Origin of the sequence: Saliphagus infecundisoli, from assembly GCF_020177375.1 — an archaeon.
Classification (GTDB): domain Archaea; phylum Halobacteriota; class Halobacteria; order Halobacteriales; family Natrialbaceae; genus Saliphagus; species Saliphagus infecundisoli.
Genome location: NZ_JAIWHV010000003.1, coordinates 161,485 through 175,065 on the forward strand (window position 1 = coordinate 161,485; position 13,581 = coordinate 175,065).

At 66.6% G+C, this 13,581-nt stretch carries 12 protein-coding genes, 1 tRNA gene and 1 pseudogene; 8 read left to right on the top strand and 6 right to left on the bottom strand.

Annotated elements, in window-relative coordinates; all coding sequences use genetic code 11:
- Positions 1-37: 37 nt before the first annotated feature.
- The 4 genes from LCF40_RS07910 to LCF40_RS07925 form a co-directional block, all read right to left on the bottom strand.
- On the bottom strand, positions 38-949 hold the full coding sequence (locus LCF40_RS07910; protein WP_224828045.1) for a universal stress protein: 912 nt from the start codon (positions 947-949) through the stop codon (positions 38-40).
- A 113-nt stretch (positions 950-1,062) separates the two neighbouring features.
- Entirely contained in the window at positions 1,063-1,803 is a 741-nt protein-coding gene (locus LCF40_RS07915; protein ID WP_224828046.1) for an RNA methyltransferase, read from the bottom strand.
- The gene (locus LCF40_RS07920; protein WP_114578635.1) at positions 1,800-2,312 is read right to left on the bottom strand and encodes a DUF8114 family protein; all 513 of its coding nucleotides are present in this window, start codon (positions 2,310-2,312) and stop codon (positions 1,800-1,802) included. Before LCF40_RS07920 ends, LCF40_RS07915 begins: the two co-directional genes overlap by 4 nt.
- Positions 2,313-2,347: 35 nt before the next feature.
- A complete protein-coding gene (locus tag LCF40_RS07925; protein WP_263623622.1) occupies positions 2,348-4,411 on the bottom strand; it encodes a polysaccharide deacetylase family protein in 2,064 nt (687 codons plus the stop codon).
- A 302-nt stretch (positions 4,412-4,713) separates the two neighbouring features.
- On the opposite strand from LCF40_RS07925, the gene LCF40_RS07935 reads away from it, so the two are divergent.
- The 5 genes and pseudogenes from LCF40_RS07935 (at position 4,714) to LCF40_RS07955 (ending at position 9,489) form a co-directional block, all read left to right on the top strand.
- Complete coding sequence (locus tag LCF40_RS07935) at positions 4,714-5,532, top strand: helix-turn-helix transcriptional regulator (protein WP_224828049.1); 819 nt, start codon at positions 4,714-4,716, stop codon at positions 5,530-5,532.
- 238 nt (positions 5,533-5,770) lie between these two features.
- Positions 5,771-6,406 (top strand): annotated as a pseudogene (locus LCF40_RS23400) (helix-turn-helix domain-containing protein); the annotation flags it as partial.
- Positions 6,407-6,597: 191 nt separating this feature from the next.
- Complete coding sequence (locus tag LCF40_RS07945) at positions 6,598-7,362, top strand: SDR family oxidoreductase (protein WP_318247894.1); 765 nt, start codon at positions 6,598-6,600, stop codon at positions 7,360-7,362.
- A 488-nt stretch (positions 7,363-7,850) separates the two neighbouring features.
- Positions 7,851-9,014: an MFS transporter gene (locus LCF40_RS07950; protein ID WP_224828052.1), complete on the top strand. Its 1,164-nt coding sequence runs from the start codon at positions 7,851-7,853 to the stop codon at positions 9,012-9,014.
- A 67-nt stretch (positions 9,015-9,081) separates the two neighbouring features.
- The gene (locus tag LCF40_RS07955) at positions 9,082-9,489 is read left to right on the top strand and encodes a (R)-mandelonitrile lyase (protein ID WP_224828053.1); all 408 of its coding nucleotides are present in this window, start codon (positions 9,082-9,084) and stop codon (positions 9,487-9,489) included.
- 130 nt (positions 9,490-9,619) lie between these two features.
- Here the strand turns inward: LCF40_RS07955 and LCF40_RS07960 are convergent.
- Positions 9,620-9,694 (bottom strand) — tRNA-Arg (locus LCF40_RS07960).
- Between the two features lie 145 nt (positions 9,695-9,839).
- On the opposite strand from LCF40_RS07960, the gene LCF40_RS07965 reads away from it, so the two are divergent.
- The 3 genes from LCF40_RS07965 to LCF40_RS07975 all read left to right on the top strand — a co-directional run bounded on the left by LCF40_RS07965 (position 9,840) and on the right by LCF40_RS07975 (position 11,982).
- The gene (locus tag LCF40_RS07965) at positions 9,840-10,700 is read left to right on the top strand and encodes a geranylgeranylglycerol-phosphate geranylgeranyltransferase (RefSeq protein WP_224828054.1); all 861 of its coding nucleotides are present in this window, start codon (positions 9,840-9,842) and stop codon (positions 10,698-10,700) included.
- A 161-nt stretch (positions 10,701-10,861) separates the two neighbouring features.
- A complete protein-coding gene (locus LCF40_RS07970; protein WP_224828055.1) occupies positions 10,862-11,512 on the top strand; it encodes an RAD55 family ATPase in 651 nt (216 codons plus the stop codon).
- 56 nt (positions 11,513-11,568) lie between these two features.
- Positions 11,569-11,982, top strand: coding sequence for a CoA-binding protein (locus LCF40_RS07975; protein WP_114579458.1), 414 nt, complete (start codon positions 11,569-11,571; stop codon positions 11,980-11,982).
- Here the strand turns inward: LCF40_RS07975 and LCF40_RS07980 are convergent.
- The gene (locus LCF40_RS07980; protein WP_224828056.1) at positions 11,979-13,571 is read right to left on the bottom strand and encodes a hypothetical protein; all 1,593 of its coding nucleotides are present in this window, start codon (positions 13,569-13,571) and stop codon (positions 11,979-11,981) included. The genes LCF40_RS07975 and LCF40_RS07980 overlap by 4 nt on opposite strands.
- Between the last annotated feature and the right edge of the window lie 10 nt (positions 13,572-13,581).

Below are 13,581 nucleotides of genomic sequence, written 5' to 3' on the forward strand. Positions count from 1 at the left end.
ACCGTCGCGAGGGCGACCAGCGCCCAGAACGACGCCGTCACGGCCGTCTCCAGAAGCGCGCGAGCCGTCTCAGCCGCGGCCGTCCCACGGCGTCTCCTGCACGCGAGAGCAGAACCGTCTCGTCGATGCGGGGCAACACCACCTGCGGGATCGATCCGACGAGCCGTCGATGGATCCCGCTCCGGCGGGTGACGCCGAAGACGACGACGTCGTGGTCGGCCGCGGCCTCGACGAGCACCGCCGAAACGTCGTCGCCGCGCTCGAGACGTGTCTCGATCCGAACGTCGGGACCGGGCGCAGTCTCGACGTGTTCGACCGCCTCCTCGATCGCCTCGTCGGCCGCGCCCTCGTGGTTGGTTCCGTCCTCGCCGCCCGGGTCGGCGACGGAGAGGACGGACACGGTCGCGTCGTTGCGCGCGGCGATCGCCTTCGCCGCGGCCGCCGCCGGCCGGACGTGGGGACCGCCGGCGACCGGAACCAGAACGGAGTCGACGCCATCGGCCTCGTAGCCGATCCGCTCGACGTAGAGGTCACAGGGTGCGCGTTCGATGAGGCGATCGAGGTTCGTCCCGAGCAGCGCGTCGGTCCGCGAGCTTCGCTCGTGCCACCCGATCACGAGCGCGCGGGGCTCGACGCGGCGAACCTCCGAGAGGACGCCGTCGGCGACCGAGCGATCGACGACGACCTCGCGCTCGACGGGGACGTCCCCGGGGGCGATGGCGATCGCCGCCTCGAGGACGGCCTGCGTGTCGTGGGCGTACTGCTCGACGATCGTCTCGTCGGAGTAGATCGAAAACGGCGAGCCGTGGGGTTTGGCGACGACCGAGACGATCCGGACGCCGACGCCGGCCGCACGTGCGAGGTCGCTCGCGGTTCGGACCAACTGCTCGACGTGATCCGGGTTCGCGACCGCGACCAGCACGGGTTCGTCCGTCGGCGGTTCGTTCATCGGTACCTACTTGCACGGGAGAAGAGGAATATCCTCCGGTGGGACCGGTCTCGCCGCCGACCGCTCCTCGCACGGATCGCAGGGCGGGTCCGCCCCCGGAGTCCGGCACCCGCTCACCGCTTCCGGGTCGCCCGCTCGATTGCCCGCAACACGCCGTGAAGCGTCGTGATCTCCCGGTCGGTGGGATGGGCTCGCCCGACCAGCCGCCGGACCAGCCGCATCGTCTTCGCGCGTTTCTCCGCCGGGTAGCCGACGGACGCGAGGGTCTCCCCGAACCGGTCGTAGAAGCGTTCGATCTCGCCCTCGTCAGCGCGTTCGTGGGAGACGTCGGGAAGCTGGGAGTCGGCCATCGCCAGCCCGCGGAGCTCGTAGAGCGCGATCGTCGCGGCCTGGCCGAGGTTGAGAACGGGATACTCCGCGCTCGCGGGGATCGCACACACCTGGTCGAGAGAGGCAAGTTCCTCGTTGGTGAGCCCGATCCGCTCGCGCCCGAACAGGAGCGCCGTGTCGGCACCGACCCCCGCGAGGTCGTCGGCGAGGTCGGCGGGCGTCCGGAACGGGAACCGGACGTGTTTCCGGGCGTCCTCGTTGGTCGTTGCCGTGAAGCCGACGGTGTGGTAGCTCTCGACGACCTTCTCGAGAGTGACTTCGCGCGCGTTCGGGAGGACGTCCTCGCGGGCCTGGCCGGCGAAGCCGTAGGCGTCGCCCTCCCGGTCGAGGTCGGGAGGGTCGACCAGCAGCAGCTCCTCGAAGCCGAAGTTCTTCATCGCGCGGGCGATCGTGCCGACGTTGCCGGGGGTGTCGGCGTCGACGACGACGACTGCCGGCGGGCTCGCGGGCCGCTCCCCGCTCACGAGGGATAGTCTGGATCGAGGTCGACGCCGCTGTCGGCGATCGCCTCCTCGGTGAGTTCGGGGTGGTCGTCCGGGCTGACCGTCGGCGGCTCGGGGAGGTCCTCGGGGTCGGTCTCGACGTACTCCATCCCCTCGTAGCCCTCGGGGGCCCGTCCGCCGTCCGCGAACCACTCGAAGAAGGCGTCCTCGAGCCCGTCCGTTCCCCGATGCTCGTCGCCTCCCTCCCGGCGGAACCAGTAGACGAAGTCGGGTTCGTGCTCCTCACAGAGGATCACCTCGTCCAGGGGCTCGCCGTAGACGTACTGGGCGGTGTTACACGCCTCCAGGTCGGCGTCGCCGTGGATCAGCCAGCAGGCGTTACACGGTGCGTTGTAGATCGATCCCAGCCGGACGATCCGTTTCCGGTCCTCGGGGGACATCTCCTCGAAGGGGAGGAACTCGCCGTCGTCGTCGAGGATTGCCGCCTCGTCGAAGCGCCATCCGAGCATCCCGATGCTCACCTTGCCCATACGGGGGCTACGGAGCCGGGAGGGGAAAAGGCGTACTACTCGATCGAGATGGTCCAGTCGCCGTCGGCCTCAACGTTGAGCCAGACCGCGCCGCCGGCGCTGTACGAGCGGTTGTTGTCGAACTCGCCCTCGTCGTAGATCACCTGCTCCCAGTTGCCCTCGGTGTCGTAGCCGTCGACGATGAACTCGCCGGAGCCGTCGTGGGTCGCCTGGAGGGAGACGCCGCCCTCCGTCCACAGCGGCCCGATGTACGAGGAGCCGCTTCCCGACGCTTCCGTCGGAAGCTCCGCCAAGTCGTCGCTGTGGACCTCCGGCTGTTCGATCTCGATCGTCCAGTCGCCGTCGGCCTCGACCTCGAGGGTGTAGCTCCCGCCGCCGACGGCAAAGGCCGACTCCCCGGAGCCGCTCCCGGCCGTCGAGACGACGAGTTCGTTCGGAAGTTCGCCCTGGACTTCGACGACGAACTCGCCGGAGCCGCCGTGTTCGAAGCTCGCGAGCGCGATCCCCGCCTGGAGGTCGAACTCGCCCGTCGAACCGCTTCCGGAGCCCTCGAACTCGTGAGAGGGGCCGGCCTCCAAGAGCGTCCCCTCCTCGCGTTCGGGGGTCTCGGAAGACTCGGAGTCGCCGTCGCCGGCGTCGATCCCCCCGTCGACCAGCGCCGACGGCGTGACGACGTCGAGCCCCCGTTGTTCGATGTGGTTGACGAGCTCCTCGAAGTCCGAGACGGGCATGAATTCCCCGGAGGCGTCCTCGGCGGCGTCGTCGGCGACGATCCGGGGGACCCGGATCACGACGAGCTGGTTGTACTGGTCTGCGAGGTTGATCTGGCGGCGGACGCCGTCGTGGAGCGCCATCCCCCAGAACGTCGAAACCGTGTGGATCCCCGTCGGCGGAGCCGCGGTCGGGTTGTACCCGAACAGGAAGCCCGACTCGTGGACGTCCCTGACGATCTCTACGGTCTCCCGGCTCATTCGGTCGTCGGGCGCGAAGAAGTGTCGTGCGCCGTCCTCGAACCCCTGATCGGCGAGGAACTCCTGGCCGTTCTCGATGATGTCGCGTTGCTGTTCGGGCGGGCGCTCGGGCAGCGCGCCCGCGTTTGCGGGGTGAGAACAGACGTCCCAGCCCCGGTCGCGGAGTTCGGTTAGCTCCTCTACGCCCATCCGGCCCGAGCTGCCGATCGCGCGCGGGTCGATCGGCAGGGCCGCGGGCCACTCGCGCTCGGCGAGGTTGGGGATCGCGACCTCCCGGTGGGACTCGATCCCGCCGTAAAACGCGAGGATCGCCTTCCCGTTGTCGGGAGTCTGGGTCCGCCGGAGGTCGTCGGCGACAAAGCGGGTCGGTCCGTCCTCGGGCCCGAAGACGGTCAGGCGTAACTCGGTGACGTTCGTGAGGTCCGGGGTGCCGTGTTTCGACGTGTAGCCGAAGTCCACCCGGAACCAGTCGTCGAGGCCCTCGGGGACGATCCGGTTTGCGGTGAGGTGGGTCCCCCGCTCGGGGGCGATGACCTCCATGACGACCCGCCGGGCCGACTCGGCTTTGATCGCCATCGAGAGCGTCCAGTTCTCGAGGTCGATCCCGTCGGGGAAACCCATTGCCATCACGGCCGCGTCGTCCTCGCTCTCAACCGCGATCGCCTGTGATCCCGTCCGTGCCTCCTCGGAGGCGGCTTCGGGGACCCCGGTGTGGACCACCCAGTCGCCGAGGCTCTCGAAGTCCGAGACGACCTCGCCGTACTCGATCGCCGGCCAGCGGGGCAGTTCCGCGTCGGACGCTCCCTCGTCGGTTTCGTTTCCATCGGTCTCGTTTCCATCGGTCTCGTTTCCATCGGTCTCGTTCCCGTCGGTTTCGTTGGTCTCCGTCTCGTTTCCGCCCCCGTCGCTCTCGTTGTCGACGGTCTCGTTGCCGTCGCTCTCGTTTTCCGTCTCGGTGGTTTCGGTCTCGGTTTCCTCCGATTCTTCCTCGTCCGTCTCGTTCGTCCCGTTCTCGGTCGCCGTCTCCGTGGAGTCGTTTTCCTCACCGGACTCGTTTTCTTCCTCGTCCCCCGAGAGCGACTCGGTACAGCCGGCCAGCGGGATCGACGCCCCGAGCGCCGTCAACATGGTCCGTCGCGACGGTCCGTTATCCATACGCGGCCGTTGGGTTCGCGGTACTTGTTAATACGGATGTTAAGCCGAGCCCCGCGGTCGCGGGAAAACGATCGGAAGACCCCACGCAGTAGGGCACTCGTCGCGCACTTATGGGTCCGATAGCAACGGAACCGACCGCGAATCAGCGCTCGCGGCGGACGGTCGGGGCCGCGGCTGGACCGCCGCCCGGTCGGGCTCCAGCTCCGATCGACCGTCACGAAACGCCGAATTGGCCGGCATAGTTAATGTATTCCTGCCCGATACTCCCCACGGGAATGGACACCGAACGGCTCATCGAACTCGTCAGACGGGGGCCGGTGCTCGAGGCGCTCCTCGAGGAGGGGACGATGGATCGCCGCGAGATCGAACGACGCCTCGGGGTCTCGCGGTCGACCGTCCACCGGTCGACCGGATCGCTCCGGGACAGCGGGCTAGTCGAGCGCACCGACGGCGCGTTCTCGCTCACGCCGCTCGGGGAGGTGTGCGCCCGGGAGGTCACGGGCCTCGAGCGGACCGTCGGGACCGCCTGGGAGATCGCCCCGATCCTGCGGGCGGCACGCGACCACGACATCGCCCTCGACGTCGAGACGTTCGTCGACGCGACCGTGACGACCGCCGCGCCGGGCAACCCGTACCGTCCGGTGGCCCGGTTCATGTCGCTGCTGGAGGACACCGACACCCTGCGTGGCCTCGACCCCGCCTCGATCAACCCCCTCCACATAGACGAACTCTGCGACCGGATCGCCGACGGGATGGTAACCGAGGCGGTCTTTCCGTCCGCCGTGCTCGAGGAACTCCTCGTCTCGAACCCCGAACGCGCACGGACGGTCGTCGAGAGCGGGAACCTGGTACTGCTCGCCCACGACGACCTTCCCTTCGGGCTCACGATCTGTGACGACCGGGTCGGCGTCGGGGTCTACGACGACGAAACTGGGCTGTTGCGAACGTACGTCGACACGGACTCGCCGGCCGCACGGGAGTGGGCCGACGCCGTCTTCGCCGAGTACCGCTCGGCGGCGACCACCCTCGTCGAACACGACGAACTCTCGGAGTTTCCCTCGGCTCGAGCCATGGCCGAGGACGGCTCCGGCTGAGAGGGGCGATGGAAGAGGTATCGACCGATCGGACTTCCGTGTCGCGATCGACGGTGCAACGGGATACATCCGAGCCTATGAGCACTACCCGGTCCACACCGGATGGCATAGGCTCCCGTTCGAGCGGCGAGCGATCCCCTGCAGGGCGTGAGGTGGCCGATAACCTCGGAGGACCCAGAGGATTAACATCGAGTAGAGTCTACGGCCCTCCCATGACCCTCACTACGGAGTTCGTTATCCGCTCGTCCGCCTTGCGGAATCGCTCCCGTCGAAGCGAGTCGAGTGCGTACATGGTCTCTATCACGAGGGGAACTCGCGGGTATTCGTCGTCTATCTCGAGCCGACCGACGAGGTGTCAGAAGAAGACCTCTCGGCTCTCGCCGAGGTCGTAGAAACGGCCCCGCTCGGACGCGCAAGCGGCAGAGACGTCTACCAACTCACGACCGAACTGGAGGATGTCGTCTCGGAGGCCTTCGCCCCCGAACGGTTTACTGCAACCCAGATGGAGCCGACGGTCGTCACGCCCGAGGGCTGGTACGAGAAGAAGCTCTTTCAGAACTACAACGCGTTCAGCGGAATGCGAACACGGTGTGAGGAGTACGGGATCGAGATCGACTTGGTTTCGATCTCTCAGAACCCTCCCGAGGACGACGGGTCCTCTCAGTACGGGCTGACCGATCGGCAACACGAGGCGCTCCGACTGGCGATCAGCCGGGACTATTACGAAAGCCCGCGTCAAGCCAGTACCGAAGAACTGGCCGACGAGATGGACATCTCGCAACCGTCCATGTCGAGTCTCCTCCGGCGCGGCGAACGTCAACTCCTCACTACGGCGCTCGGTTCACAACCACGGGTAGACGCGCTTACCAGATAGCATCTCAGCCGTATTCCCTCTCGGCCTCGGCTCAGCGGATAGTAGCAGGATCGGAGTTCGAAACCGGATCCGGCACTCGTCTTTCGAAGATCACCTGCGGTAGACACCTCGTTCAGTTCCGCGGTCGCGTATTTAAAAACCCTTTTTAGACAGCACAACTCCGAAACGTATCGCCGGTCGTTTTCCACTCGATGTCAATGGACCTCGGTTCGGAACTCGACGAACAGGTCGCACTGGTCACCGGCGCGTCCTCCGGAATCGGCAGTGCGACCGCTGCGTCACTCGCATCACGGGGCGCACGCGTCGTCCTCGCGTCCCGGCGTGAAGACGAACTCGAGGAGCTCGAAGCCCGTATCGAGGACGACGGCGGAGAAGCGCTCGTGGTCGAGACGGACGTGACGAACGACGATGATATCGACAACGTCGTCGAGACCACACTCGACGAGTACGGCCGCATCGATATCCTCGTGAACAACGCCGGCCTCATGCCGCTCGCACATATCGCGGAAGGGGACCGCGAGACGCTTCAGACGACCATCGACGTGAATCTCAGCGGACTCATCAAACTCACACACGCGGTCGTCCCGACGATGATAGACCAAGAGAGCGGATACATCGTCAACGTCTCCTCCGTAGTCGGGCGATTCCTCCAGCCGAACAGCTCCCACTACAACGCGACGAAAGCGGGCGTCAAGACGTTCGGCGACTCGCTCCGGCTCGACGTCGCCGAAGAGGGAATCCACGTCGCCACGATCGAGCCGGGCTCGGTCGACACCGAACTCCTCGATCACATCCCCGACGACGAGCTTCAGTCGGACGTACGGGAGCCCGTGGGGTCGATGGAATCGCTCGCGCCCGAGGACATCGCTCGGACCATCACGTTCGTCGTCACCCAACCACCGCGCGTCGACATCAACGAAGTCCTCGTTCGGCCGATCGATCAGGTCCAGCCGTAAAACGGTAGTAACCTGCGTACGGAGCGTCGTATTTCTGCTCTCCACGCACGAGTCGCTCGGTCGTCACCGGAGCCTCGCCGCTAGTCAACCCACCCGTTCGCCCGAGAAACCGGCGAACGTCGCGCCTCCCCCGGCCCAGCACACTGGGTATTTAATCACCTCTCCAGATAGGATCGCTTCTATGCCCCCAAGCACCCATTCTCTGGTCAATGGTTCCGACCGCCCGGCCCGGATCCGACGGACAGGTGTGGCTCGTCACGGGCGCGAGCCGCGGCATGGGATTACACCATGAATAACTCGGTCCGACAGTTAGGGAGGCTTCTCGGCATGTTTGAACAGCGATGGCGAACAGTCAGCGAAACGTACTGTACGGCACCCCTTCGTTCGATGGAGGGACATGTTTAGTGGCGGAAACTAAGAAATCTACGGCGCGCGAAGGGGCCCTCGACTCTGCCCAGGGGTGGCTGATCGTCGCCCTCGGCGTCTGTATGCTCACGATGATCTGGGGAACCGTCTTCACGTTCACCGTGTACGCCGACCAGCTCGCCGCCGCCTTTGCCCTTACCGCGCTCCAGGTCTCATCTGTCTTTTCGATTACGGCTGCAGTCTTCCTTACCGTCGGGGGGATCTTCGGGATATTCGCTGCCCGATTTTCGCTCCGGCCGGTCCTCGTACTGATCGGTTTCGGTCTGGCTATGACCGTCGTTCTCCTTCAGGTCGTCGACTCATACCTCGGCGTCGTCACCACGTTCACGCTTCTCGGCACGGCGGGGGGTACGGCCTTTACGGTCATCGTCTCGCTGGCACCGCAGTGGTTCGAAACCCACCAGGGACTCGCCACGAGCATCACGATGACTGGGGTCGGCTTTGGTCCACTGGTTCTCCCGTTCGCGTGGCTCTGGCTTCTCGATGGAACGGGTTTCAGAACCGCTTTCGCTGTTGTCGTTGGCGTGACGACCCTTGTCGTGCTCGTGTCGAGCCTCGTCTATCGTCGACCGATTGACCGCTCGAAAAACGCGCGTCCCGTCGACGGAACCTGGCTCCGCGCGAGGGTGGGCGACCCGCGGTTCCAGAGTGCGGCGATTGGATTCCCGCTCGTTTTTGTCTGGTTCCACGTCCTTTCTGCACATCTCGTTGATATCCTCACTACGAACAGCATCGGTCTGGAGGTCGCTGCAGTGGGGATCAGTGTTATCAGCGGTGTGAGTGTCGTGAGCCGGATCGGCGGTGGATTCGTCGGCGATCGCCTCGGCCAGCGTGAGACGTTCTTGACGAGTGTGGGCCTCGCCAGTGTTTGTGCCATCGTACTGCCGTTTGCCCGGTCATCCCTGCTCGTCGTCGTCGTCGTCCTCGCCGGCTTCGGCGTCGCTCTCGGTCCACTCGCCTCGCTCTGGTCGCCAATCATCCTCACTCGCTTCGGACACGAGAACGCGACGGCGACCGTCGGTTTGCTCAATATCACGATGGGCGGGTTCGCCTTCGTCGTACCGCTTGCCATCGGCATGCTTTACCGCGTGACTGGAGGGTACGCTGTTCCACTCGTTACGCTGGGTGTCGGTACCGTTCTCGGGGGCGTTCTCTTCCGCTGGGGGACGAACGGAAGACGAGAACAGCGGCTTGGCCGAATTCCTTTCGACGACCGAGATACTTAAATGCCCTTTCAAAATAGCACCGAGCTCAAGGGGCAAATACGTCTCACTGTTGTGCGGGTACAATCACATGGAGATTACTAGCGGCTGTTCACAACCCGCCAACGAGGGTCCTGAGGAGTACTTCACAGGAAACGCCCGGATCGACCCTCTATTCGATCCACAGGACGAGGCCCGCACAGCGGCGGCAAGCGTCACGTTCGAACCGGGCGCTCGCACTGCGTGGCACACTCACCCGCTCGGGCAACGACTGATCGTGACGAGCGGCTGTGGTCTCGTGCAACGCGACGGGGGAGAGATCGAGCAGATTCGAGCAGGTGATGTGGTCTGGTTCCCACCCGGCGAGAAACACTGGCATGGTGCGACGTCGAACAACGCGATGACCCACATCGCCATCCAGGAAGAACAGGACGGGGAGGTCGTCACCTGGCTGGACCACGTCACGAACGCGGAGTACGACTCGAGGTCGGATAGCTGACCCGACACCACTCCGGCTGGACCGGCACTCGAGGAACCACCTGGTTATCGGATTATTACGACCCGTTCGGCCGCCGTCGGCGCTACGAGCAACTCGTTCCGTCTATCAGACGTGAACCCTTCGAAAACTATGGGCGCTGCAGGATTTGAACCCGCGACAGCTTGGTCCGAAGCCAAGTACTCTGTCCAGACTGAGCTAAGCGCCCTCGTGGACGTTCGTTCCGGTCGGTCCGGTATAAGTCACTCGATTCGACCCGTCGGACCGTCCCGTCCGAGGGCCACCCGACGGCCGGAAACCGAGACGGAAGGGGTATCGGTCGGTTTATACCTGATCACCGAACACTCCCGGGCATGACAGGGGGCGTCGGCGAGACCGTACGCGGGGCCGTCGAGCTGACGCGGCCGGTGAACTCGATCGCCGCGGGTCTGCTCACCGCAATCGGGGCGTTCGTCGCCGGCGAAATCGCCGCCGCTCCCCTCCACGTGGCCAGTGCCGTCGGAGCGACCGTGTTCGCGACCGCGGCGGGAATGGCGATCAACGACTACTTCGACCGCGAGATCGACCGGATCAACCGACCCGACCGCGCGATCCCGCGGGGCGCGATCAGCCCGCGGGGGGCGCTCGCGTTCTCGGTCGCCCTCTTCGTCGGTGCGGTCGCGCTGGCGCTTACCCTCCCGGCGCTTGCGATCGCGATCGCGGTCGTCAACCTGCTCGCGCTGGTCGCGTACACGGAACTGTTCAAGGGTCTTCCGGGGGTCGGCAACGTCGTCGTCGGCTACCTCGGCGGGAGTACGTTTCTCTTCGGCGGCGCCGCGGTCGGGAGCGTCGAACCCGTCGTCGTCCTCTTCGCGCTGGCGGCGCTCTCGACGATCTCCCGGGAGGTCCTGAAGGACGTCGAGGACGTAGAGGGCGACCGCGCGGAGGGGTTGAACACGCTCCCGATCGCGGTCGGCGAGCGGACCGCGTGGCTGCTCGCGGCCGCCCTGCTCGCGGTCGCGGTCCTCGCGAGCCCCGTCCCCTATCTCCTGGGGTACTTCGGGGCCGTCTACCTCCTGGTCGTCCTGCCGGGGGTGGCCCTGATGATCGTCGCGATCGCCGAGGGACGGACGGACCCGACGGCGGGCCAGGAGCGGCTCAAGTACGGCCAGTTCCTCGCGGCGCTCGCGTTCGTCGTCGGCCGGCTCGCCGCCGGAACCCAGGGGCTGTTGTGACCGCCCGGCCGTGACCGACCGGCGTTCGGACACCCCGAAGTCATCGGACGAGACGAACGTCGTATCACAAGGAATATAAACCGGTTTCTGTATTTTCAGACCACCATTGGAGAGTCCTGTCCGCCAGGATCGGCGAGCGAAGGAGATCCGAACGATTTCGAATGTATGACCTTTCAGCCGTCCTCCCGGAGGTGACGGTCGCTCCGGGGACGAACGTGCTCGTCTCTGGACCACCTCTGACCGGGAAACGCGACGTCGCGTTCGACCTGCTCGCCGACGGCGCCGCCAGTGGCGAGGGGACGATCGTCGTTACGACCAAAGACGACGCGGGGAAGACCCTCGCGGCGTTCTCGCGGGCCGTCGGCGACGACGAGCCGGAGGAGGATGGGGAGGTTGATGCCCCCGTCGGCGTCGTGGACTGTGTCACCAAACAACGGGGGACGGGAACCGTGGAGGACGACCCGCGGATCGCCTACGCGGCCTCGCCGGTGGATATGACCGGGATCGGCGTCGAGCTTTCGGCCTTCTTTCAGGAGTTCTACGAGGAACGGGGGTGCTCGCGCAACCGGGTCCTGTTGCACTCGATCTCGACGCTGCTGATGTACTCGGACCTCCAGACCGTCTTCCGATTTCTCCACGTCTTCACCGGGCGGATTCAGAGCGGCGAGGGGCTCGGCATCTACGTCATCGACTCGACGGCCCACGACGAGCGCACGATGAACACGCTGAAACAGCTGTTCGACGGGTTAGTCGAGGTGAAGTCGGGCGAGGGTTCGCGTCCGAAGATTCGGACGGCCGGGCTCTCCGCGTAGTTCCGAGCCGATCGCGCCGGGACCACCGTTTTGGGTTCTCGCCCCGAACGTCGTCCATGCCAGTCGACTCCGACGAACGGCTCCGGGAGGTCCTCGACGTCGAGACGATCGCGGTCGTGGGCTGCTCGAGCACGCGCGGGAAGGACGCCCACGAGATCCCGCGCTATCTCGCCGATCGCGGCTACGACGTGATCCCGGTCAACCCCTACGCCGAGGAGGTCCTCGGTCGGCAAACATATGACGGCCTCGCCGACGTCGAGGAGGGAATCGACGTCGTCTGCGTCTTCCGGCCCAGCGAGGAGGTGAGCGGAATCGTCGACGAAGCCCTCGAGCGCGAGGACGCGGGCGTGATCTGGACCCAGCTGGGAATCCGCGACGACGAGGCCGCTTCCCGCGCCGAGGACGCGGGGAGGACCGTCGTCCAGGACCGCTGTATGAAGGTCGAACACCGCCGACTGATGGGGAGTTAGCGCTCGACGGTCCACGCGCCCAGTCGCCGGACGGCGACGAGATAGCCGACGGCCCCGCTTCCGGCGACGACGGCCGCGTACGCGAGGACGAACGGCCAGCGGGAGACGAGAGATCCGACGGTCGGTGCCGGCGCGCCGACGACCAGGAGTCCGAGAGCGCTGACGGCGATCGTGCCGATCTCGAAGGCGAAGAGGGGGACGTTCGAGGGGCGGACGGTCTCGACGCCGAAGATCTCCTCGGGTTCGTACTTCGGAAGGAGAACCCCGAAGCCGGCGGCGACGCCGCCGGCCGCGGGCGAGAGGCCGACCGCGAGGAGAGCGAGGAGGCCGAGGGCCACCGGTGGGACGCCGACGGCCGCGCCGAGGGCGACGCAGGCGACCAGGGCGGCGAGCCCGACGACCAGCCCCGCCAGAACGCGTCCCCGGACGAACGCCGCCGCGTCGGTCCCCGACAGCAGGACGACGGGAAGCGTCCCGCGCTCGTCGCCGATTGGGTTGAGCGAGAACGTCGCGCCCGCGAGCAGGGCACAGGCGAGGACGCCGACCGAGGGGGCAAACCGGAGCGCGGCGAGTTCGGCCTCGGCGAGCGGACCGACCATCGGAAAGACCAGAAAGAGCAAGAAGAGGAGGTGGGTCAGGCGGCGAGGCGCGCGGTAGGCCAGCCGGAGGTAATGCCAGGCGACCCGGCCGGTCTTCGTCAGCGCGAACGGGGTCGGCGGCCGCATCGAGCCCTCCGGTTCGTTCTCGGCGCTGTCGGGCCGGTCGGCGAACCACAGCTCGGCCGCCTCGGTCGTCGCCCGCCGGGCGACGATGGCGCCGACCGCGAGGAGGGCCGCGCCGACCGCGAGCCCCATGGGAAGTTCCCCGCCGCCGAACAGGAGGGAGGCGTATGCCGTCGTCGGGCCGAACGCGGGGAGAAATCCGGTCTCCAGGGAACCGAGGCCCTCGTCGGCGACCACGTACCCGACCCGCTGGCCGACGACGATCGATCCGAGCACGAAAACGGCCCAGACGCCGGCTTTCCCCGCCGTCGGGACCGGGAGCCGACGGTTGAGCCGGATCAGCCAGAGCCCGGCGAGGTAGCCGAGCGGCACGGCCGCGAGGACGATCGGAACCAGCCAGACTGCTACCGCGGGTGCGAGCAGTCCCGCCCCGGCGCCAGCGAGAAAGGCCCCGCCGAAGACGACCGTCGGGACGACGAGCCAGACGGCGACCGCAACGAGGGCGGCGAACAGCTTCGAGAGGACGACCGCCCGGGTCGAGGCGATCGACAGCGGGAGCGTCGGGTGGTCGGGAAACGGACCGTCCTGAACCGTCTGGAAGGCGACAGTCGCCGCGAAACCGGCGACCGCAGGGAGCACGAACGAGCCGATCAGCGGAGCGGCTCCCGGCCCGACGTCGACCCCCTCGCCGAGGGCGTAAGCGCCGTAGAGCCAGACCAGACCCATGGGAACAGTAAAAAGTGCCAGTACGACGACGGAGGCAAAGCGCGAGTCGTTCGCCCGGATCGCACGCAGCGTCCGCCGGAACTCGGTCCCGGCGATCAGGCGAGCGTCCCGGACGTCGCGCGCGATCGACCTGTGAACCATTCGACAGGAC

What these genes read in the sequence shown, in the direction of transcription:
- LCF40_RS07965 (WP_224828054.1), top strand. Translation starts at nt 9,840, where the DNA reads ATGACAGGGGGCGTCGGCGAGACCGTACGCGGGGCCGTCGAGCTGACG.
- LCF40_RS07910 (WP_224828045.1), bottom strand. Translation starts at nt 949, where the DNA reads ATGAACGAACCGCCGACGGACGAACCCGTGCTGGTCGCGGTCGCGAAC.
- LCF40_RS07920 (WP_114578635.1), bottom strand. Translation starts at nt 2,312, where the DNA reads ATGGGCAAGGTGAGCATCGGGATGCTCGGATGGCGCTTCGACGAGGCG.
- LCF40_RS07945 (WP_318247894.1), top strand. Translation starts at nt 6,598, where the DNA reads ATGTCAATGGACCTCGGTTCGGAACTCGACGAACAGGTCGCACTGGTC.
- LCF40_RS07980 (WP_224828056.1), bottom strand. Translation starts at nt 13,571, where the DNA reads ATGGTTCACAGGTCGATCGCGCGCGACGTCCGGGACGCTCGCCTGATC.
- LCF40_RS07975 (WP_114579458.1), top strand. Translation starts at nt 11,569, where the DNA reads ATGCCAGTCGACTCCGACGAACGGCTCCGGGAGGTCCTCGACGTCGAG.
- LCF40_RS07925 (WP_263623622.1), bottom strand. Translation starts at nt 4,411, where the DNA reads ATGTTGACGGCGCTCGGGGCGTCGATCCCGCTGGCCGGCTGTACCGAG.
- LCF40_RS07955 (WP_224828053.1), top strand. Translation starts at nt 9,082, where the DNA reads ATGGAGATTACTAGCGGCTGTTCACAACCCGCCAACGAGGGTCCTGAG.
- LCF40_RS07950 (WP_224828052.1), top strand. Translation starts at nt 7,851, where the DNA reads ATGCTCACGATGATCTGGGGAACCGTCTTCACGTTCACCGTGTACGCC.
- LCF40_RS07970 (WP_224828055.1), top strand. Translation starts at nt 10,862, where the DNA reads ATGTATGACCTTTCAGCCGTCCTCCCGGAGGTGACGGTCGCTCCGGGG.
- LCF40_RS07935 (WP_224828049.1), top strand. Translation starts at nt 4,714, where the DNA reads ATGGACACCGAACGGCTCATCGAACTCGTCAGACGGGGGCCGGTGCTC.